Origin of the sequence: Wolbachia endosymbiont of Zygogramma bicolorata, from assembly GCF_051130665.1 — a bacterium.
Taxonomy (GTDB): domain Bacteria; phylum Pseudomonadota; class Alphaproteobacteria; order Rickettsiales; family Anaplasmataceae; genus Wolbachia.
Genome location: NZ_CP149530.1, coordinates 1,095,291 through 1,118,638, shown reverse-complemented (window position 1 = coordinate 1,118,638; position 23,348 = coordinate 1,095,291). Strand labels below are relative to the sequence as shown.

Annotated in this window: 24 protein-coding genes, 1 tRNA gene and 1 pseudogene; 12 read left to right on the top strand and 14 right to left on the bottom strand. The window is 36.5% G+C overall.

Annotated elements, in window-relative coordinates; translation table 11 throughout:
- Window positions 1-40: 40 nt before the first annotated feature.
- Entirely contained in the window at window positions 41-1,222 is a 1,182-nt protein-coding gene (locus WKH12_RS05295; RefSeq protein ID WP_434732183.1) for a collagen-like domain-containing protein, read from the top strand.
- Here WKH12_RS05295 and WKH12_RS05290 read toward each other — a convergent pair.
- Window positions 1,141-1,323: a hypothetical protein gene (locus WKH12_RS05290; protein ID WP_434732182.1), complete on the bottom strand. Its 183-nt coding sequence runs from the start codon at window positions 1,321-1,323 to the stop codon at window positions 1,141-1,143. The genes WKH12_RS05295 and WKH12_RS05290 overlap by 82 nt on opposite strands.
- 336 nt (window positions 1,324-1,659) lie before the next feature.
- Between WKH12_RS05290 and ltrA the strand changes: the two genes are divergently transcribed.
- Window positions 1,660-3,003, top strand: coding sequence for a group II intron reverse transcriptase/maturase (gene ltrA, locus WKH12_RS05285; RefSeq protein WP_434732173.1), 1,344 nt, complete (start codon window positions 1,660-1,662; stop codon window positions 3,001-3,003).
- A 576-nt stretch (window positions 3,004-3,579) separates the two neighbouring features.
- A complete protein-coding gene (locus tag WKH12_RS05280) occupies window positions 3,580-3,885 on the top strand; it encodes a helix-turn-helix domain-containing protein (RefSeq protein ID WP_434732181.1) in 306 nt (101 codons plus the stop codon).
- Here WKH12_RS05280 and WKH12_RS05275 read toward each other — a convergent pair.
- Entirely contained in the window at window positions 3,854-4,165 is a 312-nt protein-coding gene (locus WKH12_RS05275; protein WP_434732659.1) for a leucine-rich repeat domain-containing protein, read from the bottom strand. The genes WKH12_RS05280 and WKH12_RS05275 overlap by 32 nt on opposite strands.
- Window positions 4,142-4,195, bottom strand: a pseudogene (locus WKH12_RS05270) (hypothetical protein); the annotation flags it as partial. The gene WKH12_RS05275 and the pseudogene WKH12_RS05270, both read right to left, overlap by 24 nt.
- Window positions 4,196-4,401: 206 nt before the next feature.
- Here WKH12_RS05270 and WKH12_RS05265 point away from each other — a divergent pair.
- A complete protein-coding gene (locus tag WKH12_RS05265) occupies window positions 4,402-4,629 on the top strand; it encodes a hypothetical protein (protein WP_434732180.1) in 228 nt (75 codons plus the stop codon).
- A 62-nt stretch (window positions 4,630-4,691) separates the two neighbouring features.
- A complete protein-coding gene (gene tnpC, locus WKH12_RS05260) occupies window positions 4,692-6,047 on the top strand; it encodes an IS66 family transposase (protein ID WP_253309750.1) in 1,356 nt (451 codons plus the stop codon).
- A 198-nt stretch (window positions 6,048-6,245) separates the two neighbouring features.
- Here the strand turns inward: tnpC (WKH12_RS05260) and WKH12_RS05255 are convergent, their stop codons facing one another.
- Both WKH12_RS05255 and def read right to left on the bottom strand, forming a co-directional pair.
- Complete coding sequence (locus WKH12_RS05255; protein ID WP_253309680.1) at window positions 6,246-7,067, bottom strand: uracil-DNA glycosylase; 822 nt, start codon at window positions 7,065-7,067, stop codon at window positions 6,246-6,248.
- A complete protein-coding gene (def, locus tag WKH12_RS05250) occupies window positions 7,057-7,596 on the bottom strand; it encodes a peptide deformylase (RefSeq protein ID WP_434732179.1) in 540 nt (179 codons plus the stop codon). The genes WKH12_RS05255 and def overlap by 11 nt, the downstream gene beginning before the upstream one ends.
- Before the next feature lie 138 nt (window positions 7,597-7,734).
- On the opposite strand from def, the gene ftsA reads away from it, so the two are divergent.
- From ftsA to map, 3 genes are all read left to right on the top strand, one after another.
- Window positions 7,735-8,973: a cell division protein FtsA gene (gene ftsA, locus WKH12_RS05245; RefSeq protein WP_264732303.1), complete on the top strand. Its 1,239-nt coding sequence runs from the start codon at window positions 7,735-7,737 to the stop codon at window positions 8,971-8,973.
- Between the two features lie 41 nt (window positions 8,974-9,014).
- Window positions 9,015-9,416: a pyrophosphohydrolase domain-containing protein gene (locus WKH12_RS05240; RefSeq protein ID WP_434732178.1), complete on the top strand. Its 402-nt coding sequence runs from the start codon at window positions 9,015-9,017 to the stop codon at window positions 9,414-9,416.
- A gap of 150 nt (window positions 9,417-9,566) precedes the next feature.
- Entirely contained in the window at window positions 9,567-10,349 is a 783-nt protein-coding gene (gene map / locus WKH12_RS05235; RefSeq protein ID WP_434732177.1) for a type I methionyl aminopeptidase, read from the top strand.
- Between the two features lie 50 nt (window positions 10,350-10,399).
- On the opposite strand, the gene WKH12_RS05230 is transcribed toward map, so the two are convergent.
- A complete protein-coding gene (locus WKH12_RS05230; RefSeq protein ID WP_253309685.1) occupies window positions 10,400-11,611 on the bottom strand; it encodes an MFS transporter in 1,212 nt (403 codons plus the stop codon).
- A 220-nt stretch (window positions 11,612-11,831) separates the two neighbouring features.
- Between WKH12_RS05230 and rsmH the strand changes: the two genes are divergently transcribed.
- Together rsmH and ftsL are read left to right on the top strand one after the other, a co-directional pair.
- Window positions 11,832-12,785, top strand: coding sequence for a 16S rRNA (cytosine(1402)-N(4))-methyltransferase RsmH (gene rsmH, locus WKH12_RS05225; protein ID WP_434732176.1), 954 nt, complete (start codon window positions 11,832-11,834; stop codon window positions 12,783-12,785).
- Window positions 12,782-13,087, top strand: a complete 306-nt coding sequence (gene ftsL, locus WKH12_RS05220; RefSeq protein ID WP_096617865.1) for a cell division protein FtsL — start codon at window positions 12,782-12,784, stop codon at window positions 13,085-13,087. Before rsmH ends, ftsL begins: the two co-directional genes overlap by 4 nt.
- Window positions 13,088-13,138: 51 nt before the next feature.
- Here ftsL and WKH12_RS05215 read toward each other — a convergent pair whose 3' ends face one another.
- Entirely contained in the window at window positions 13,139-13,438 is a 300-nt protein-coding gene (locus WKH12_RS05215) for an ETC complex I subunit (protein WP_253309377.1), read from the bottom strand.
- A gap of 145 nt (window positions 13,439-13,583) precedes the next feature.
- Between WKH12_RS05215 and WKH12_RS05210 the strand changes: the two genes are divergently transcribed.
- Together WKH12_RS05210 and pth are read left to right on the top strand one after the other, a co-directional pair.
- Window positions 13,584-14,192 (top strand): 50S ribosomal protein L25/general stress protein Ctc, encoded by a 609-nt coding sequence (locus WKH12_RS05210; protein ID WP_250295275.1) that lies wholly within the window; start codon window positions 13,584-13,586, stop codon window positions 14,190-14,192.
- A 2-nt stretch (window positions 14,193-14,194) separates the two neighbouring features.
- Entirely contained in the window at window positions 14,195-14,743 is a 549-nt protein-coding gene (pth, locus tag WKH12_RS05205; RefSeq protein WP_253309378.1) for an aminoacyl-tRNA hydrolase, read from the top strand.
- Window positions 14,744-15,166: 423 nt separating this feature from the next.
- On the opposite strand, the gene tnpC (WKH12_RS05200) is transcribed toward pth, so the two are convergent.
- From tnpC (WKH12_RS05200) to dnaE, 7 genes are all read right to left on the bottom strand, one after another.
- Window positions 15,167-16,522: an IS66 family transposase gene (tnpC, locus tag WKH12_RS05200; protein ID WP_434732010.1), complete on the bottom strand. Its 1,356-nt coding sequence runs from the start codon at window positions 16,520-16,522 to the stop codon at window positions 15,167-15,169.
- A 222-nt stretch (window positions 16,523-16,744) separates the two neighbouring features.
- Window positions 16,745-16,817: transfer RNA gene (locus WKH12_RS05195), tRNA-Met, on the bottom strand.
- Window positions 16,817-18,109, bottom strand: coding sequence for an adenylosuccinate lyase (gene purB / locus WKH12_RS05190; protein ID WP_341822599.1), 1,293 nt, complete (start codon window positions 18,107-18,109; stop codon window positions 16,817-16,819). The genes WKH12_RS05195 and purB overlap by 1 nt, the downstream gene beginning before the upstream one ends.
- A gap of 112 nt (window positions 18,110-18,221) precedes the next feature.
- A complete protein-coding gene (rplI, locus tag WKH12_RS05185) occupies window positions 18,222-18,767 on the bottom strand; it encodes a 50S ribosomal protein L9 (protein WP_434732175.1) in 546 nt (181 codons plus the stop codon).
- A 7-nt stretch (window positions 18,768-18,774) separates the two neighbouring features.
- Window positions 18,775-19,050, bottom strand: a complete 276-nt coding sequence (gene rpsR / locus WKH12_RS05180) for a 30S ribosomal protein S18 (RefSeq protein ID WP_064125330.1) — start codon at window positions 19,048-19,050, stop codon at window positions 18,775-18,777.
- Entirely contained in the window at window positions 19,050-19,832 is a 783-nt protein-coding gene (gene rpsF, locus WKH12_RS05175) for a 30S ribosomal protein S6 (protein WP_264731023.1), read from the bottom strand. Before rpsF ends, rpsR begins: the two co-directional genes overlap by 1 nt.
- Window positions 19,833-19,880: 48 nt before the next feature.
- Entirely contained in the window at window positions 19,881-23,321 is a 3,441-nt protein-coding gene (gene dnaE / locus WKH12_RS05170) for a DNA polymerase III subunit alpha (RefSeq protein ID WP_434732658.1), read from the bottom strand.
- Window positions 23,322-23,348 lie beyond the last annotated feature (27 nt).

Here is a 23,348-nt window from a genome sequence, read left to right as displayed (position 1 = left end):
TGGTCCTAAAGGGCTGAAAGGTTGGAAAGGTGAATCTGGTTTGCAAGGTAAAGAAGGAGCGCAAGGTAAAGCTGGTAAAGATGGAACCCCTGGTCCTAAAGGACTAGATGGACCTCCTGGTCTTAGAGGTCCAGTAGGTCCAAGAGGCTTTAATGGCACGCAAGGAGAAAAAGGTGCTCAAGGTCTAAGTGGAACAAAGGGAGAGAAAGGTATTAGTGGTCCTCAAGGGCCAATAGGTCCAGAGGGTAAAAAGGGAGAACTGGGAAAAGCTGGTCCCCAAGGACCAAGAGGTTGGAAAGGTGAACCTGGTTCACAAGGCGAACAAGGTAAAACCGGAGCGCCGGGTACGGCTGGACTAAAAGGAGAAACCGGTCTACAAGGCTTTAATGGCACGCAAGGAGAAAAAGGTGCTCAAGGTCGAGTAGGTCCTAAAGGTGATAAAGAAGATTCAGGTCCAGTAGGTCCTCAAGGAGTTGCTGGAGCGCCAGGTGTGTCTGGTAATAAAGGGGATACTGGGTTGCCAGGAATGCCTGGAGAAAAAGGTGACCAAGGAAATGCAGGTCCAAGAGTCCCTCAAGGAAATAAAGGTGATCAAGGTTTAGTAGGTCCACAAGGTTTCAAGGGAGATAAAGGAGAACAGGGTATACAAGGTCCTAGAGGTTTCAAGGGCCTCTCTGGTTCAAGAGGCGCAAAGGGTGAACAAGGGCATAGTGGCATGGATGCAAATCCTGAAGAAGTTGCAGATAAGCTAGTCACTACTAGAGCCACTGGGTTTAAGGAGATGATACTTAACTTCACTGATTCCAGTGGAAAAATGTTAATGGAAGAACTTGCAGGCAGTTCAAGTCTGCATACTGGGGTTGCACAAAAATTAATTGACAATGAAACCATTGCGAATAAAGTACTTGAATATCGTGATAAAGGTGGAAATTTACTGCTAGAGCAACAGATTATAGGAAGACTTTATGATGAAAATATTCACGAAGGAATAGCTAATAAACTAATTGATAACAGAGCTCAAGAGTTAGCAGACGCGTTACTAAGTAGTGCTGACAATGATACATTGGTAGAGAAACTTGCAAACAGTACTGAGCTAACAAAAAGCATTTCAGAAGAATTAAGGAAAAATCCAGGAAAAGTTCAAGGACCAAGTGCGTCCAGAGAAGGCAAGTATTGTTCAGTAGGAGATAGACCTACCAGGATAAAAGTCGGAATCCTGTAGCTTGGGTAGCAGCATGGAGGGAAACCAAAATGTTGAAGCCTACCGACAACATTATCGTAGGATAATGGCGAATTACCAGGCCGTAGCGAAAGCGAATACACAGATTGCCTCGAAAGGAATATTCTGAAGGTCGAGCCATCTTGGTACTGGTGAAGACAGAATAGACCAGACGAAAAACGAATGAAACGATAGGTCTACTTCAGCGGGGTGTTAGTAACGGCATGGCAATGAGGACATACAAAGCAACTGGAGAAGCCCTCCTCATCCCAAGGAGAAATACCTTGGAGAGGTAGGTTCTATAACTGGAAAACAGGAAGTGAACTGAAGATGAGAGGGTGGCAGATGGGTGCGTAGTAGTGAAGAAGTGAGGTAACGCTCATGGAGCAAAGGCACCCTGCTAGTAGAAATCTTTTAACAAAAGGAAGGTAAAGGTAAAAATGATAAAAATGCCAATAAAATTACAAGACCTGAGAAGAAAGATATATATCAAAGCGAAAGCAGAACCGGAATGGCGATTCTGGGGAATCTATGTTCACGTCTGTAAGATGGAGACACTGGAAGAAGCATATAAGCTAACAAAGAAGAGTAATGGGGCACCAGGAATAGATGGGATGACATTCGAATCGATAGAGGCAGAAGGCTTAGAAAAGTATCTTCAACAAATAAGACACGAACTAATAACCAAGACCTATAGCCCAAATAGGAACCGGAGGAAGGAAATACCAAAATCTGGAGGAAAATTCAGAAAGTTGAACATACCCTGCATCCGGGATAGAATAGTGCAAACAGCACTGAAGCTAATACTTGAACCGATATTCGAATCAGACTTCCAAAAAGGATCATACGGGTATAGACCTAAGCGTAATGCGCATGAAGCAGTACAAAAAGTAACGGAAGCAGCAATCAAAGGCAATACAAAAGTAATTGACGTAGATCTGAAATCCTACTTCGACAATGTGCGACATCATATTCTGATGGAAAAGATTGCCAAAAGAATAAATGACAAAGAAATCATGCGCATGATTAAGCTAATCCTCAAAACAGGAGGAAAACGAGGAATAGCACAAGGATCACCACTTTCGCCACTACTAAGCAATATATACCTAAATGAGGTAGATAAAATGTTGGAGAAAGCAAAAGAGGTGACCAAAGAAGGAAAGTACCAACGTATGGAATATGCCAGATGGGCAGACGATTTAGTGATACTGATTAGTGAACACCCGAAACGGGAATGGCTAGAAAGAGCAGTATACAGAAGGTTGGAAGAAGAATTAGCAAAACTAGAAGTGAGCGTAAATGAAGAAAAGACAAAAGTTATCAACCTAAAGAAAGGAGAAACATTTAGCTTCCTAGGGTTTGATTTTCAAGAGAATATCACAAGACAAGGAAAATGGAATGTCAGGAAAACACCGCAGATGAAAGCACGAACAAACCTGCTACGCAAGTTGAAGGAAATATTTCGGCGCTATAAATCGCAACCGATAAAAAGAGTGATACATGACATCAATCCGATATTGAGAGGGTGGGTAAACTACTTTAGGATAGGGAACTCTGGTCGAAAGTTCAATTACGTAAAACATTGGGTGGAAAAGAAGGTAAGACGCAACTTAATGCGAGCCAGGAAAGCAAAGAAAGGGTTTGGGTGGAAGAAGTGGAGTAGCGAATGGATATACAAAACGCTGGGTCTATATTCAGACTACAGAATAAGGTATTACAAACCGAAAGCATCACCAGTACAATATGTGATAAACTTTGGTAAAGAATCTGCTAGGAAAGCGTAGTGCGGGAAAACCGCATGCTGCGTTTGACGAGGCGGGAGCTGGAAACGTTAACATGGGAATTTGGATTGAGGCCTATTGTGAAAACAATGGATCAGCCACCAAACCCTAAAGTAGGCGCGCCAGTTCTCGACCCTACAGATACGGCGAAAGGCGACATCATTTTTGGGATCGAGAAACTTCGAAAGAGCCATAACGAACTAACCTAAAAAGCATTAATAATTATACATAATTCTGAAAAAATATTCAACTTCTTTATTTTTAGTTTATTTTTTTAAGTTTTGAATGCGTTGATGAAAAAAAATGTCTCCCATAGATGGCTTTAGAATGCTACTACGCACCTTAGATGTTTTGTACATCTTTTTATAACCCCCTCATAAAGTGCCTAAAAACCCCGGCAAATGAATTCATGAGCTATAAAGAGCTTTAAAAACACTTATTTTTGGTGCAAGAGCCTAACAAAAGCGCGAGCGTCATCGAGCTCTCACATCTTTCATAATAAAGAGCTTGAAGTCAACATTTTCATAGTAAATTTATGCTAACCTGTGTAATAATGTGTAGTTTATTTCTGTTAGCGGCATGGCAAAACGTACTACTATCTCCATAAGATACGAAATAGCGCAGAATGTAAGAAGCTGGATATTAAAGCGAAAATATACCCAAAAAGATTTAGCAAATAAAACAGGTATAGAATACTATACGCTACTAAGGTATGTAAAAGGAAAATGTGGCATTCCAACTGAAAAGTTAAAACGTATAGCAAAGGCATTGTCAGTTCCTATTAGTAATCTACTTCCTCCACCAAGAGAAGACAGTTGTTTTGATAAAGATAAGGCGCAAGAGACGTACGATTTCATGGGAAAATACATGAAAACGATAAATTAAGTGAAGTAAGATTTGTAAGCTTAGATAATTCTTTTACACCTTCATCACCAATATTGTTATTCGATAAATTAAGTGAAGTAAGATTTGTAAGCTTAGATAATTCTTTTACACCTTCATCACTAATATTATTTTTTCCCAAGTTAAGTGAAGTAAAACTTGTAAGCTTACCATTAGCTAAAGCTTTCGCACCTTCATCACTAATTTTGTTATCATTTAAGTGAAGCAAAGTAAGATTTGTAAAATTACCTTCAGCTAACCCTTTTGCACCTTCATTACCAATATTGTTACCATTTAAGTGAAGCCTTTCAAGATTTTTAAGATTACCTTCAGCTAAAGAAGATCATTAGAGGGAAAAGAGGAGCTTGATGATTTGGAAGAGAGCTTAATTGATGAAAGATAGCGCTATGTGTTTCCAAAATTGTGCATAAAAGTAAAACAAAACGAAGGTTAACAGTTGCGTCTTTTTCGCAAGAATAGCTGATAAATGGATTTATGGAAAAAAGGAGTGCCTGAACTATGAAAACATTTACAGGAGAAACTATGAGAAAAAGAACATTAACTGTTACCTGTCGATATGAGCCTGATGAGTTAGCAGATAAACGCTTATCGGATGTATACGGGCAACTGATAGAGAGATTGATAAAGAGAAAAAAAGAAAATAGAGAGAAAGAAACAAATGAAAGTAGTGAGTTTATATGCGAGAGTGTCATCGTGCAAAAAATTAGTAACCGTTCACGGAGATAAGGTGGTTTACAAAGTAAGTATAAAAGTGTAAAGAGATAGGAAGCTAAATATGGAATGGGTAAATGACAACAGTGCTGCAAGAAAAGGTTGTAGCAGAAAACGCTAATCTCAAGGAAGAAATAAAAGCACTGATCAGAGAAAATGATAGCTTGAAAGCAAAAATAGTTGAATTAGAAGACAAATTGGGCTTAAATTCGCAAAATTCATCGCTGCCACCATCACGAGATATATATCGTAAGAAAGCAAAAAAGAAAAGTGATAAAAAACCAGGAGGTCAGCCAGGACATAAGGTGCATAAGCGTGAATTAATGGCTGCAGACGAGGTAGTGAGATGCACAATTGATACAATTTGTATGTGTGGAGGTAAGATTACTTTAGAAGATGAAATTATTCATCAGAAGGCAGAGTTGCCAGAAATTAAGCCAATTGTAACTGAGTACAGGTTGCAAAGAGGACATTGTAGAGTATGTAATAAAAGAATTACAGCAAATTTACCCGAAGGTGTTGCAAGAGATTTTCTAGGACCCAATGCTAAAACAGTTATAAGCAGCCTTAGCGGCTTTTTTATTAACTCAAAAAGAGAGGTACAGCAAATTTTGGGCAGTATTTTTAATCTAAATATAAGCCTTGGTTTAGTCTCAAATACTGAACGCAGGGTATCGAAGAAGTGTGCATCTGAATATGAGAAAATGAAGGAAGAGTTGCAAGGAAGCGAGTATTTGCATATAGACGAAACAGGGCACAGAAATCAAGGAAAGAGAGGCTGGAGTTGGGTAATAACAAACAAAGCGTTGACACTTCTGAAGGTAAGCGAGTCTCGTGGTAAGAAGGTGTTGAAGAGTTTACTGCCAGAATATGATGGTATAGTTGTGAGCGATAGATACGCTGTATACAATTACTTCAATCGTGAAAATAGACAGATATGTTGGGCACATCTGGCAAGAGATTTTGAGAGATTTGCCCATAGTAAAAATGTTGAAGTGAGCAAAATTGGCCAAGCACTAAAATCGCTCAGCAATAAGGTGTTTGTAGTAGATAAGGCAAAAAAACAAAATTTGATAGATAATTTGAGATTTTATCGACTGGTGCGAAAAATTCGGAAAAGGGTAAAACATTTTTTACGTAAAATGACGAGGGTTGCAAATAGTACTCAAGCTTCAAGAATGGCCGCTAAGATGTTACGATCTGAGGATATGATGTGGAAGTTTTTAAGAAAACCTGAAGTGATAGAAACAACTAATAACCTTGCAGAACGGCAAATTAGACGGTACGTAATTTATCGTAAAAACAGCTTTTTCACCTGGTCAGAACGTGGAGAAAGATTCGTGGAAAGAATGTTGTCGATATTTTTGACATCACGTCTAAATGGCCAGAACCCCTTTCAAAAGCTACAGAATCTAGTAGCTGTCACTGCTTAGTTCTTTAATTCATTCTCACAATCCGTGAACGGTTACAAAAATTAAGCATAATACGACAAATACAAGTTTTCTTGTCGTTTTAATCTGCACAGATTGCGAAGTTAAATGAAATAGCTTCAGTTTCATGATAAGGGGGCTGACGAAACTTGTCAAGTAAGTTTTTTCGTTTCTGCGGGCTACTTCTTGACACCAGTGGTGTTAAGTATTCGTACAGTTATTGGTATTATTAAGATACTCCCTAATCTTCTTTAAATCCTCCCAGGCTAAACGTTTTTGCATTGGCTGACGCAGTAGGTAAGCTGGGTGAAATATAGCAGCTGTAGTGATTGAGTGAGATAAATATTGGTTAGTGTACGTATGAAATCTACCACGCAAATTCGATATAGTTTTTGTGCTGTCAAGAAGGCTATAACACGCAATTCCCCCGACCAAAATTAGAATTTGCGGTGAAACCAGTGCAACATGCTTCTCAACAAATGGTCTGCACATATCAAGCTCTAGGTCGGTTGGCTTTCTATTGCCAGGTGGGCGCCAAAATACGGTATTGCTTATGTATACCTTAGTGCGATCAAGATTGATTGCATTTAACATTTTATCGAGCAACATTCCACTTGCACCACAAAATGGTATGCCTTGAAGGTCCTCATTTGCTCCTGGAGCTTCACCAACGAGCATAATTTTTGCGTTTGGATTACCATCGGAAAAAACAGTATTAGTTGCAGTTTTTTTTATCTCACAACCTTCAAATGATTCAACTGCACTTCTTAGTTCATCCACACTACTACATTTACTTGCAAGTTTCCTTGCTTCAATTATCCAATCACTTGGAAACATGTCTTTTCCATCTTTAGTGTCACCCCAGCGCGTATCTGCATCTTTCTTCTGGGTCCCAGTTTGGATAACAGAGGGTTGCACACCCTCTTTGCTCTCCAACTTTTTTTCCTCTTCACCCTCTGTTAGTGTGCAATCAACGCCCACTTCATGGTAAAATTTTAATAATTCTAGGTCTTCATTGCTCATAATGCTTTTTAACCTTTTGTGCTTTTTTCATGGCCATATCATACTTTAATTTAGATAAATGTCTAATATATAATATGCCATTTAAGTGATCTAGCTCATGCTGAATACACCTTGCGAGCCAGCCGCAAGCTTTTAGCGTCTGTTCCTCATTATTTAAATCCTTATATTTCACAGTCAAATATTTTGGACGCTTAATTTCGTAGCTTTGCTCTGGAATTGAAAGGCACCCTTCTTTGAGAATTACTTGTTCATCGGATAATTCCGTAATTTCAGGGTTAATCATGTAAAATTTGCCAGTCGATTCATACCCTACTGGCTCGTCTTCAGCTCTCTCGAGCTGAATGTCCATAACAAAAACTCTCCTCAGCACTCCAACTTGCACTGCAGCAAGGCCAAGACCTTCTGCATCGTACACAGTTTCGAACATGTCGTTTACTAATTCTTTAATTTTATCGTTTATATCTGTTACTTCACTGGCACGTGTGATTAGTCTTTCATCAGGGGCAATTACAATTGGTAATATGGACATAAAAATTATAATTCTATGTTTTGCTTTTCCTTTTGTCCAGAATTTAGTGTATATTAAAATGTTGCTATATCTATAATAGAAATATAAATTATTAAAGAAAGCTACAATTTAAATGAAATTGCGTAATAAGGTTAACTAATGTACTCTGCAGTAATAGCAAAACCAAAGAGAAACGTTTTTGCTGTTTTAGACATAGGTACAACAAAGATTATTTGTCTAATCGTTAAAATAAATGGCAACTTCAGCTATAAAGTGACAGGAACGGGCTATAAGATTGCAGAAGGTGTAAACGGTGGGTCGATAACTAATGTAAAACACGCAAATTACTCCATCTCATCAACTATAGGTTTAGCTGAGCAAGTGTCAGAGGAAACTATAGACCAGATATATGTGAACATTGCTGGATGTGGCATCTCATCTTTTAATGTACATAATGAAATTATTGCAGCTAATCATGAAATTTCTGACCGGGATATAAAACGTGTAGTTTTTCAGACGTTTGAGAAATATATTGAAGAAAATGTTATCATTCACAATATACCACTGAAATATCACTTAGATGACATGACTGACATAAAAGAAGTTGGTGGATTGTACGGAAAAAGACTATCTGCTGATGTTAATGTTGTCACTGCTTCGCGTCCAGCGCTTACCAATATTGAAAACTGTATTACCAATAATGGTGGATTAAATATGGCAGGTTGTATTGCTTCTGCATATTCTGCAGGTCTTGCCTGTCTGAGTGAAGATGAAAAAGAGCTCGGGACTGCTATTGTTGATATAGGCGGTGGGTGCACTGCAATTGGAATTTTCAAAAGAGGGAAACTTGTGTATGCAAGCAGCGTTCCAATTGGTGGCGTTCATATCACTCGAGATATTGCTTACGGGCTATGCACAAGCATAGAACGTGCAGAGTATATAAAAATACTGTATGGTAGCACTATCGTAACTTCAATAGATGAGAACGAATATATTACAGTCCAAAATAGTGAAAATGATGAACCTACTCAAGTATTCAAATCTGAGCTTATTAACATCATAAGACCAAGAGTTGAAGAAATACTTGAAATGGTAAGAGAGCAATTTCAAGAGCAGAAAGATCCAATTAATAAAGTAGTGATCACAGGTGGAACTAGTCAACTCACAAGCATGAAGGAAATTGCAGGCTATATATTCAATAAGCAAGTTCGAATTGGGTGCCCTGAGTCTTGTAGCGGTCTTGATGGCGAATATGATAAAAATCCTGTATTTTCTGCTGCTATAGGTTCTATAAAGCTAATAGTTGACACTTTTTATAAGAATAACTCTGGAATGCTCGGTCAAGATGGTAAAATAAGTAAGTTGTACCATTGGGTTAAATCAAAAGTTACAGTTTAATTTTACTGAATGAAATTCTTATATCTGTCAAAGGAAACATTATGAATAAAAAACATTGTTTCAAAATTAATAAACTTGTTCGTGATCATACAACTGAAATTATACGTTCCCATGGAATTATTGTTTATGAGAGGGTGATGGAAAAAGATGAATACATTGAACGTCTCAAAGATAAACTTTTAGAAGAAGCAAAGGAAGTTATTGCCTCTAAAACCTCAGATGAAAACCTTGGAGAGTTAGCTGATTTACTTGAGGTCATACATGCATTAGGCAAAGAAAGTGGACTATCTATAGAACAAATTGAAGAAAAGCGTATCTCTAAAAAACAAGAGAGAGGTGGTTTTGAGAATCGTATCTACAATACTTACATTGAGGTGAATTCTAATAGCATCGATTACTATCACAAAAAACCTTCAGATTATCCTGAGATAGTAGTTGTATAGTTCAGATTATTAAATAGACTTCTTGCTTGACCACCTTTCATACAAATGACTTGACACTAGGATCCATAGGGCTTATTTTCATAATACGTAAAGTTATTACATTTATATACTTGCAAGTAAGCGTATCAATTACAATAAGACATGGAAAATATGAACATAACTATACACTCACAAGAAGATTTTGAATTTATGCGCAAGGCTGGCAGGCTTGCTGCTGAAACTCTTGATTTCATTGCACCGTACGTAAAGGTAGGGGTGACAACTAATGAGTTAAATGATCTATGTCATGATTTTATAATTAATGCAGGTGCAATTCCAGCACCACTAAACTATAGGGGGTATCCAAAATCGATTTGCACTTCAAAAAATGCAGTTGTGTGCCATGGTGTTCCCGATGATAAACCGCTTAAAGATGGAGATATTTTAAATATTGATGTCACGGTGATTTTAAATGGTTGGCATGGTGATACAAGTCGCATGTTTTGGGTTGGCAAGCCATCAATAAAAGCAAAACGTTTGTGTGACGCTACTTATCATGCATTGATGGAAGCAATTAAACAAGTTAAACCCGGCAATAAGTTAAATGAAATAGGGCTTGCTATAGAGAAATATATTAGAGATTTTGGATATTCTATCGTACGCAGCTACTGCGGACATGGTATAGGAAAAGTCTTTCATGCTCCACCAAATGTAGTGCATTTCTATGATCAAGATGAAAATCTCATCTTGAAGGAAGGTATGTTTTTTACAATAGAGCCAATGATTAATGCTGGAAAACATGAGACTCTGCTCAGTAAAATCGATGACTGGACAGTGACAACACGCGATCTTTCACTTTCTGCTCAATTTGAACATACGCTCGGAGTAACTAAAGATGGTGCTGAAATATTCACATTATCACCTAAAAATTGGCACTTCCCACCATATAATTAGATTTTTTTAAACTCTGCTATACTGCAACTATACTTGGATCTTGAAGAAAGCTAATCCTTAATTTGCGATATAGCAACTAGCCCAATTAATGCACAGAAAATCATGTAAAAACTAGCTGAAGTCTCTTGTCCTGTAACTTTGATAATTGTTGTGCATATAAATGGTGCAAGGCCACCAAAAAATCCAGCAGCTATATTTCTTGACAAGCCAAATCCGCTGTACCGAACCTTTGTTGGAAATAATTCACACATAAATGCACTGACAGGACCAAGCGATGCAGCTATTGGAATTATAAAAAGAATATGTGCCGTAAAAGTGAGTAAGTAATTGCCACTACATAACATTGAGAAAACTGGATAACTCACTATTACAAAAGCTATAAATGAAAATTTCATAACTTTTTCTCTTCCTACCTTATCAGAAAGTATTGCAAACAATATTGTCAATCCTCCGAGCGCAATTTGACTCAGTATTTCTACCATATGGTTAAAATGAGTATTTATTGTTGATGTAAGCACATTGAAAAATACCAGATATATGTAAAGAGATGAGTTTTCAACTATATCAACCCCAACTGATATCAGAAAAGGTTTTTTATAGCTATTCAATAACTCTTTTAATGGCAGTTTAGATGGATTTTTCTGTCTTTTATACTCTGGGCTTTCATCAAGTATATATCTCATATATATGCTGATTAATCCCATTGCTAAACTGAAAATGAAAGGTAATCTCCACCCCCAAGATTCAAAATCAGATACTTTTTTGCATATGAGTACTGCTATCAGGCTTAATACTGAACCAAAAATTGCGCTTAATACTTCAATGCTGCCAAAAAATCCTTTTTTGTTTTTAGGAGCGTGTTCTATTAAAAATGGTGCATTTCCTGCTTCTCCTCCAAGGGATATACCCTGCAATAATCTTAAACAAACTACCAGCATTGACGCTAGTATTCCAATGCTTTGATAACCTGGAACAAAAGCAATTAATACAGTTGATAAAGTCATTAATATAATCGAGAGCAATAAGGCAACTCTTCTGCCATGCTTATCACCAATGTGACCAAATATAGCAGCGCCGACTGGTCTCATTAAGAAACCCACTGCAAACACTCCAAAAGCCTTCAATACGCTGGTTAGTTGATCATCCGATGGAAAAAACACACCACCTATTATGTTTATTAAGTGGCCAAAAAGCATGTGGTCATACCACAATAAAGTGTTACAAATCAAACTTGAAAATATTACTTTTGTTATTTGCTGCATAATTTTCTATAGTTTGTTTAGTATTTAGTAATATACATTACTTTTTTTTATATAATAGAAAAATTTGAACATTATATTAATAATAGTATCTTATTAAATCTTAATATTTTTATATCATTGACTATATTCAAGTATTTTTATATTATTGCCTATATATTTCCATATGTTTTAGTGGGAAGCTATTTTTATTTGTATGCACAGAGTCTTTTGATGGAGCACTATGACACACACTCCAGTTTTGTTAAAAGAGATGCTATCACTACTATCACCGCAGGATGGTGGTATATACGTGGACGCCACATTTGGAGCTGGAGGGTATAGCAAAGCAATATTGGAGTCAGCTGATTGCAAGGTATATGCAATTGATAGAGATGAAACGGTAACTAAGTTTTATGATGATTTAAGCATTAGATATCCCGATAGAATAAAACTATTCATTGAGAAGTTTAGTAATATTAAAAGTATACTAAGCAGCGTTGAGCCATCTCCTGTCATCCCAGTACTTGATACTGGAAAAAATAACTGGTCACGCGCTGGAATGAAATCAAACGGAGTGGATGGGGTGGTTTTTGACATCGGAGTTTCATCTATGCAGCTTGATAACGGAGATAGAGGGTTCTCATTTTTACATGATGGTCCACTCGATATGAGCATGGATAACTCTTCTTATATAAACGCTTCAACGTTTGTTAACGCTTTACGCGAAGAAGAAATTGCAAATACTATATATAACTACGGAGGAGAGCATCATTCTCGCAAAATCGCAAGAGCAATAGTAAGTGCACGGAAGAAGAAAACTATCAAAACTACATTTGAGCTTGCGAACATTGTACGTTCTGTGGTGTTCCGTGGAAAAAGCAAAATTGATCCTGCAACCAGAACATTTCAGGCAATCAGAATATGGGTAAACGATGAGCTGGGAGAACTTGAGAGGGGCATTAAAGCTGCATCTGAAATTTTAAATGAGAATGGCAAATTAATTGTTGTCACCTTTCATTCTTTGGAAGATCGTATAGTCAAAACTTTTTTTAAAGATCTATGTGAGCCAAGATCTACTGATTGTAAGACATTCTCTCTTCTAAATAAAAAAGTGATCAAAGCAAGTATAGAAGAAGTAAGTGCAAATCCGCGTTCACGCTCAGCAAAACTAAGAGCTATACAGAAGTTGTCATGAGAACTTTCTGCATCATCTCAATAGTTATGTTTTTTCTTAGCATTGTAGGACTATTTAAGATAAAACTACATGTTCAGTCATTAAATAGAGAGCTAATAAAAATAAAAAGTGAAATTAGTTTAGTACAAAGTGATATAAAAGTTTTACAAGCAGAGTGGAGCTATTTGAATAATCCAAAAAGACTTGCAAGCCTTGTAAAGAAATACCTAAAAAATAACTCTTTAATACTGGCTAGCCAGGTTAAAAATCTTGACTCTTTAAATGGCCGCAGTGTGTTAGCACAACTTAAAACCCAGAGTTAAATTGGTTATACTAAGCTTTATCTTTTACAGATAAGCACACCACAATAAACCTTACTTTAGTATGAAATTGCTTGCGTAAGATTTTGGCAGCCTCTTAACATTTTTTGGCATTTCAATTACGTATTTAACGTTGCGTTTTTTTGCGTAGAATACTGCTTTTTCAAGAGAATCAAACTTTAATACAATCTGTTTTTTTGGATCTTTTGAGCCAACCCACCCCATTAAAGGTTCAATGTAGTAAGAACCAGATTCAATTTTTAGGTGCCAGAGATTTGTATTACCTAAACCAGATTGTGTTGCAGTTTTTGTTGGTTTATAAATCCTAAAAACTACTTTATCATCAATGCCCATAGTTCTTGTTAAATAAGCTTAAATATACATCTAAATAAATCCTTTCACAAACAATTAGTATGAAAGAATGAAGTTTGAAATAAATATTTTTATGTTATATTATTATTAAATTATATTAAAAGGATTAGCTGAATAGGAGTAATCGATGACGCAACAAGAAATAGTAACAATTAATGCAGAGTTACGTGATATAACAAAAACAAAAGCGATGCATTCTCTAAGGAAGAAAGGAAACATCCCTGGAATCATATATGGAAAGGGTCATGATAATGTAAATTTAACATTGTCTGCAAAGGAATTCACGAAGCAATATAAATCAGGCTCTCTTTCTGCACATTTGATAGAGCTGAATATTTCGGGCAAAAAGGAATATGCTCTTGTTCGCGATATCCAATTGCATGTAGTAAAGGATACTGTGCAACATGTTGATTTTCAATTTGTTGATAAAGGCAGCGAAATTAAAATAGACATACCTCTATCATTTGTGAATGAAAGTAAAGCTCCAGGGATCAAGTTAGGTGGAGTGCTTAATGTTTTGTGTCGTTCTATTGCTGTTAAATGCTCTCCTGATAAAATACCTCAGGTTATAGAAGTTGATTTATCCGGTAAAATGATTGGCCAGTCTATACATATTAATGATGTAAAATTACCAGAAGGTGTTAAGTTTGTAGCTCATGAAGAAGAAAATTTTACTATTGTTACAATTTCTGCTGCCGATAGTGACGTTGAAGAACCTCAAGCAGAAACAGAGTAATAGTGCATCTGATAGTTGGACTTGGTAACCCTGGTGGTCAATATGAGTTAACTCATCATAATATCGGCTTCATCGTAGTTGATAAAATTTACAAATATTGGAATTTCCAGTCGTTTTCTAAAAAAGCCGATTATCTAATAACCTCTGGCATAATTAATGATAATAAAATCATGTTAATAAAGCCTTATTCATTTATGAATAATTCAGGCATCCCTGTTGCAAAAATACGAAACTTTTACAAATTATCGCTAGATAATATCGTTGTCATACACGATGACGCTGATTTGGAAATTGGAAGAATAAAAATAAAGAAAGGTGGTAGCTCTGCTGGACATAATGGACTTAAATCCATAGATAGTTTTATTGGTAATGATTATTGGCGCTTGAGATTTGGAGTGGGTAGACCTGAAGATGAAAAAAGCTTAGCAGATTATGTATTATCAAAATTTTCAAATTTTGATAACGTTACTCCCTTAGTGGAAAAAATAGCAAAAAATATACACTTAATGCTGCAAGGAGATAATACAGCTTTTATCAATTTGATTGTATAATATTATGAAACACAAAACTAAATTTCACACAATTAAAATAACAGATTTCTTGTACTACCTCCCAAGCCACAACTGTCATTCAGTGGAAACAAAAAACTTCCTTGACAAACTCCGCCAGCCCCCTTATTATGACAATAAGGGTATTTATGACTCAAAACTTGTTTTTGACCTGCAGGCTCAATGACAAAATTCAGTAAAAAACTTAGGGTATTTTTTGGCGGATTACATAAAATTATAGCGGCTGCATGTCTTTTAAATTTTTTCTACATTCAGCCAAATCGCGCTTATTTTAAGCGTTAGCACATTATTACAGCGCCAGTTTAAATTATTATAGGGTCAAAACTCGCACCACGGGAGTTCTTTGCCTTTTTTTTCTGCCTGGTAAATGTAACCGTTCACGGATTGTGAGAATGAATTAAAGAACTAAGCAGTGACAGCTACTAGATTCTGTAGCTTTTGAAAGGGGTTCTGGCCATTTAGACGTGATGTCAAAAATATCGACAACATTCTTTCCACGAATCTTTCTCCACGTTCTGACCAGGTGAAAAAGCTGTTTTTACGATAAATTACGTACCGTCTAATTTGCCGTTCTGCAAGGTTATTAGTTGTTTCTATCACTTCAGGTTTTCTTAAAAACTTCCACATCATATCCTCAGATCGTAACATCTTAGCGGCCATTCTTGAAGCTTGAGTGCTATTTGCAACCCTCGTCATTTTACGTAAAAAATGTTTTACCCTTTTCCGAATTTTTCGCACCAGTCGATAAAATCTCAAATTATCTATCAAATTTTGTTTTTTTGCCTTATCTACTACAAACACCTTATTGCTGAGCGATTTTAGTGCTTGGCCAATTTTGCTCACTTCAACATTTTTACTATGGGCAAATCTCTCAAAATCTCTTGCCAGATGTGCCCAACATATCTGTCTATTTTCACGATTGAAGTAATTGTATACAGCGTATCTATCGCTCACAAATATACCATCATATTCTGGCAGTAAACTCTTCAACACCTTCTTACCACGAGACTCGCTTACCTTCAGAAGTGTCAACGCTTTGTTTGTTATTACCCAACTCCAGCCTCTCTTTCCTTGATTTCTGTGCCCTGTTTCGTCTATATGCAAATACTCGCTTCCTTGCAACTCTTCCTTCATTTTCTCATATTCAGATGCACACTTCTTCGATACCCTGCGTTCAGTATTTGAGACTAAACCAAGGCTTATATTTAGATTAAAAATACTGCCCAAAATTTGCTGTACCTCTCTTTTTGAGTTAATAAAAAAGCCGCTAAGGCTGCTTATAACTGTTTTAGCATTGGGTCCTAGAAAATCTCTTGCAACACCTTCGGGTAAATTTGCTGTAATTCTTTTATTACATACTCTACAATGTCCTCTTTGCAACCTGTACTCAGTTACAATTGGCTTAATTTCTGGCAACTCTGCCTTCTGATGAATAATTTCATCTTCTAAAGTAATCTTACCTCCACACATACAAATTGTATCAATTGTGCATCTCACTACCTCGTCTGCAGCCATTAATTCACGCTTATGCACCTTATGTCCTGGCTGACCTCCTGGTTTTTTATCACTTTTCTTTTTTGCTTTCTTACGATATATATCTCGTGATGGTGGCAGCGATGAATTTTGCGAATTTAAGCCCAATTTGTCTTCTAATTCAACTATTTTTGCTTTCAAGCTATCATTTTCTCTGATCAGTGCTTTTATTTCTTCCTTGAGATTAGCGTTTTCTGCTACAACCTTTTCTTGCAGCACTGTTGTCATTTACCCATTCCATATTTAGCTTCCTATCTCTTTACACTTTTATACTTACTTTGTAAACCACCTTATCTCCGTGAACGGTTACTTTCACAATCTCTTATCCATTTTCCTCTAAACTATACACCTAAGTGGATATACAACTGAACGTAACCATTCCAAGTAGCTGACACTGGGTCGCACTACTTCACCAATAGCACTATCTTGCTAAACATAGTTTAGTTCGAGTGGCTGAGGAGGGACTTGAACCCCCGACCAAGAGATTATGATCCTCCTGCTCTACCAACTGAGCTACTCAGCCTAATTGAAAACCTTGCTATATATGTGACCTACATGCTTTGTATAATATTTCAAATCAAACAAAGATTCAAGTTTTTCCGAGTTAATAACCTTAAGTAAAGGTTTATCTTGTTTCAATTCGGCCAGAAAATCACTGTTGTTTTGTTTCACTTTCATTGCATTGCTCTGAACAATTTTATACGCCTCTTCCCTCGCCAAACCACTATTTACTAACTCAAGCAATACACGTTGTGAGAAAACTAAACCTTTTGAAGAATTTAAGTTCTTTTCAATGTTTTCCTTATTGATTACCAATTTATCTATCAAATCTGTTAATCGCACTAAAGCAAAATCCATTGTTATACAAGCATCAGGAGCAATGCATCTTTCCACAGACGAGTGTGATATATCACGTTCGTGCCACAATGCAACATTTTCTAACGCAGGAAAAACATAACTGCGTATTAAACGTGAGAGTCCCGTCAGATTTTCACTTAAAATAGGATTACATTTGTGTGGCATAGCAGAGCTTCCCTTCTGCCCAATGGAAAAATGCTCAGAAATTTCGCCGATTTCAGTTCTTTGCAAATGACGAATTTCAATTGCAATATTTTCTATTGAGCTTGCAATCACTCCCAAAACCGAAAAGAACATGGCATGTCTATCACGAGGAATGACTTGAGACGATATGGTTTCAGGTATGAGTCCCATTTCTTTTGCTACATATTCTTCAACAAACGGATCAACATTTGCAAAATTACCTACTGCACCTGATATTTTACAAATTGAGATCTCTTTTTGCGCGCTAATTAATCTCTGATAATTGCGTTTAAATTCAGCATAAAATCTAGCAAATTTTAATCCAAGAGTTGTTGGTTCTGCATGCATTCCATGACTGCGCCCAACACAAACAATATCTTTATAGTCCTCAGCTTTTTTTTTCAATACTGCAAGTAAATTTTTTAGATTCCCGAGTAAAATATCACATGACTCTTTCAACTGCACCGCAAGGCATGTATCCAAAACATCAGAACTTGTCATTCCATAGTGGAGATAACGAACATCAACTCCCGCTTTTTCAGCAACATATGTCAGAAAAGCTATAACATCATGTTTTACAATGGATTCAATTTCGTTGATACGTTCAATATCAAATTCAATAGCACCAGAGAGCTTCTGAGCAACACTATTTGGAATCACTCCTAACTCTGCTTGAGCTTCACACGCTAATTTTTCTGTTTTAAGCCATATATTAAATTTATTATTTTCCTCCCAAATGGAAGACATTTCTTTTTGGCTATAGCGCGGGATCATTAAATGACCCCCGTCTTATCTTTGAACATGCTAGATCCCAGTGTCACGCACTGGGATGACAGAAAAAAAAGGCACTGGAATGACAGGAATAGTTGATATATTTTATTCACTGCTATTTGTTATTTGTATCTTCTTGCTCCACTGCTTCACCTTCTTGTTGCTCAGACTTCTGATTTTGCAACTTTACTTGCCTTAATTCATGCGCATCTGTTTCGGATTTCACGACGTATATAGTAATTGGTACTACTACTTCACTATATAATTCTACGTTTACTTGGTATTCACCCAAGTTTTTGATGCTTATTCCACCAAAAGATAAACTACGATGATCTATCGCATGTCCTTCTTGTAGTAAAACTTTCGCAATTTCACGTGTTGTTACAGAACCAAAAATTTTACCATCCTCTGAAGCTTGCTTTATCAATACCACAAACTTATCATGTAGTGACAATGCAAGCTCTTTTGCTACATTTAATCTTTTTATATTCTCTTCTTCCAGTAATAAACGTTGCTCCTCTAGCTTTGTTAAATTTTCCTTGGTAGCTTTCACCGCTTTTCTTTGTGGAAAAAGAAAATTACGTGCATAACCTGGTTTAACTTTGACAACTTCACCAAGCTTACCTAAAGTCCTTATATTTTCCTTTAAAATTATCAACATAAATTACCTAAACTTTTTTAGTACAGTAAGGAACAAGAGCCAAAAAACGTGCCCTTATGATCGCTAAGCGTAACTTCCTTTGTTTTTTTGCACATACGCCTGTTAACCTTCTAGGTAATATCCTACCATAGTCAGAGGTAAACTTGGATAATAAATCTGTATTCTTATAATCTATGTCTTCATCTTTAGACGTAGCAAGAGGGCAAACTTTAGAACGCCTAAAGCCAGTCCTATTATTTACAGATACGTAGGAATTATTAAAACTATTTCGTCTTTTCATCATTATGCGTTTTGCTCCTCAATTTGTTTATTCATCATATAAGATTTACCTTCAAAAAATTTATCAACCTGCACAGACAAGTGGCGAATAACGTTCTCATTAAGTTTCATTCTACGCACAAATTCATCCAGAATGTTTGCAGTAGAACTTATGCACATTATACAATAATGACCGCTCTTCATCTTATTTATTGGATATGCAAAATCCAAAAGACCCCAATGTTCATACTTGATTAATCCCGATGCTTCAATGTTTTCCAAAAGCATCTCCAATGCTTTGCTCGATTGAGTTGGACCGTTTATTCTAAAATCTTTCAAAATATCTTGAAAAATCTTTATTAGATGTTCTGAAATATTTCTCTTCAAAGCATTTACTGCATTATGGATAAACGCACTTTTAGTAATTTGCTCACTGCCTCCTAGAAATTTTATAAAATCTTGCGTTATTCCTAAATCTTTTAGGTCATCTTTCAACTCTTTATCGATTTTTGACTTCACTTCTTTCAAATTTGAAAGATCTTCTTCCAATTCAACCCATAAAATTTTTGTAAGATCTTCCAAGAAATCAGAATAAGCAACTAGACCTTCTTTAATGTTTTCAGCACGCGTTTCTAACTCTTGTTTTGTAAGCGTACTATTTTGCCTTTCCATAAGACTCTTGATCTTCTGGAAAATAACATCTGCTTTAATATTTTTCAATGAAACAGCTAGCTCTTGGACCATCTCCTCTACTTCTTGCTGTAATAATCCTTGTTGTGCTATAAAAGTAAATTCATAAAGATTCACTATATCTTCCTTTAATACCGATTAAATATTTCATTATATAAAGCTTTTTTATATAAGCAAGTTATTTGTATTAATTTCTACGCCTTTAATCCAGCTTAAGTTAGATATTTCATAAATAACTTGAGGAGCAATTGAGTATGCACCTGGTAATAAGATGCTCACTTTATGTTTTTCGAGAAGAAGTTTTAGCATTATTTTGGTTCTGCCTTTATCTTTCAATATTGCATTTAATTCCATAGCGGCTTTTTGCGAATCCGTGCACTCAGTGGTGAGAACTAATTCCTTTATTGTAGAAGCGATTCTTTTTGTAAACTCAGATATATCCTTGCCTGCTAATCTTGTCGTATTTTCCGAAGCTTCAAGATCAATTATCACAAATGTTCCTGGTGAAAATAAATCTCTTTTTTCTTCTATTATTTCATTATTATAAAATGCTATTTCAGAAACGTTATGGGGATCAGAAAGTGTGAGTATAACAAACCTTCCACGCTCTGAAGTTCTCATACGTGCATTTAATATTACCCCAGCAGTTTTTGCTGTTCTATTTTCTCCGATAAACCCAATATTTAACTTTTCCAGAAGAATTCTAAATTTTTCAAGTGGATGATTAGTTAAATAAAATCCTAGTGAAAATAACTCATGCTCTAATTTTTCCTCTTCATCAAAATTTTCCACATTCTCAAATTTCGGTTTGAGGACATCAAGACTACCAAACAAAGCAGCTTGACTTGATTCCCTATCCTGTTTGTTTTTATTTGCAAAGTAAATCAGCATGTCCATTGACTCATATAGCTGCTTTCTGTTCTTATGCACGCTATCGAATGCCCCGGATTTAATTAGGCTTTCTAGCGCCCTCTTATTTATTATATGACCTGAATTTTGAATGAATTCCCATATGTCCTTATAAGCGCTTGAACGTGTGTTCACTATTCCTTCTGCTATAGAAAAACCAACATTCCTCAAGGCAGCAATACCATAACGTATGCACTCACCCTCTATTGAGAATTCAGCTTGAGACTTGTTTATATCAGGTGGAAGAACGGTAACGCCACTAAACTTTGCTGCATGATAAAATAAATTCAGTTTATCTCTATCATCAATATTTAGATTCATTAGTGCTGTAAAAAATTCTAATGGATAATTAGCTTTAAGGTAAGCCGTTTGATAAGATATAACCGCATATGCAGCTGCGTGAGATTTATTAAATCCATAACCAGCAAATTTTGCAACAAGGTCAAAGATATAACTTGCCCTGTCATAATCAACGCCATTCTTCGTTGCCCCTTGGATGAAAAGTGCACGTTGTTTATCCATCTCTTCCTTAATTTTCTTACCCATGGCACGTCTCAGCAGATCTGCTTCCGCTAAGCTATACCCGGAAAGAATACGGGCTATTTCCATCACCTGCTCCTGGTAGATTATTACCCCAAATGTTTCTTTTAACACTCCTTCAAGTAACGGATGAATATAATCTGGCTTTTCAAGTCCATGCTTTCTTGCAACATAAGTTGGAATGTTATCCATAGGTCCTGGACGATAAAGGGAAATTAAAGCGATAATATCTTCAATGCAATCTGGCTTTAATTTGATTAAAGCTTGTCTCATTCCCGAACTTTCAAGCTGGAACACTCCAATTGAATCACCGCTAGAGAGCATCTCATAGGTTTTTTGATCATTCAAAGGAACTGAAGAAATATCGATCTTTTTTTCATCACGATTAATTAAACGACATACATGATCTATTAGTGTTAGCGTACCAAGTCCAAGAAAATCAAATTTTATTAACCCAGCTTTCTCCACATATTTCATGCTGTATTGAGTGATTGGCAGAGCCGAATTTGGATCGTAGTACACAGGAACAAAATTTTCCAACTTTTGATCACATATTACAATTCCAGCAGCATGAGTTGAAACGTGACGATATATTCCTTCAAGCTTTAGTGATATATCAAGAAGCTTTGCAATTACCTCATCACTATCCCGTTCTTTCTGCAGGTTTTGATCAAGCTCTATCGCTTGCGATAAAGTTACAGGATTTACTGGATTAAATGGAACCATTTTAGATATTTTATCCACTTGAGAGTAAGGCATTTGCAATACTCTACCAACATCACGCAATACTGCCCTTGCTTGCAATTTTCCAAAAGTGATTATTTGAGCAACATAACCGTACTTTTTCTGAACATAATCAATAACCAGGTCCCTTTTCTCTTGGCAGAAATCGATATCAAAGTCAGGCATTGATACACGATCGGGATTTAAAAACCTTTCAAATATTAGGCCAAACTTTATTGGATCAAGGTCTGTAATCTGTAAGCTCCAAGAAACAATTGATCCAGCACCAGAGCCTCTTCCTGGACCAACTGGAATGCCATTTGCTTTGCTCCAGCGGATAAGGTCAGAAACTATTAGAAAGTAACCAGCATAGTTCATTGAAGTGATTACACTTAGTTCATAATCTAACCTGTCGTAGTATTGCTCGAAATCGATATCATGTTGTGTGTCATCATCTGGTTTGGTGTCATTCCAGCGCGTGACGCTGGAATCTCTCTGGATCCCAGTATCAAGTACTGGGATGACAGTGGAGGGTGTTCTGGTGACAGAAGAGGATTTTGCAATACGCAGCTTCAATCCTGCAACTGCCTGCTCCCTCAGTTCTTCATTCTCAGTTTTATTTTCTCGACAAGGAAATTTAGGCAAGATAGGCTGCCTGCTTCTTGGCATGTAAGAGCACCGCTTAGCTATCACTAAAGTGTTATGAATTGCTTCGGGAATGTCGCTGAACAGTTCCTCCATTTCTGCCACAGATTTGAAGTAATGCTCGGTAGTTAACTTCTTTCTGTTATTCTCCAGGGCATAACTCCCCTCCGATATGCATGTTAATATGTCATAAGCCTCATAATCAGACCTATTTGGAAAAAACACATCGTTCGTTGCAACCAGTGGTACATTGCGCTGATAAGCAAAATCTATTAAAGCTTCTTCAAGCTCTAGCTCTTTATTCAGCCCATGACGCTGCAATTCAACATATAAATGACCATCGAATGCTGAAAGCAGTTTTTCAACCGTTTCTTTATCTTGCCCCAACAATAGTTGAGCCAAACATCCACCGGTTAAAGCGATCAGACCCATACTTAAATTCAATAGCTCATCAAAATCAACGTAAGGAATATCGCTGTTATTCTTGCGCTTTTTAAAAGACTCACTCACCAAAGTGACTAAATTAGTGTACCCTTGCTCATTTTTTGCAAGCAATAATATAGGTAAATTTTGTTCTGAATGTTTAACTATAATATTGCATCCTATTATTAGCTGTATTCCCCTACTTGCTGCATATTCTGAAAATTCGAGCGAGCCAAACAAGTTGCCTGAATCAGTAATTGCAACCGCTGGCATTTTATTTCGCAAACAAAGGCCTATCAGCTCCTCAATTTTAACCGAGCTTTCAAGCAGCGAATAAACACTATGAACACGTAAGTGTATGAACATAAAAAACTTTAGATCAACAAAAAAGGA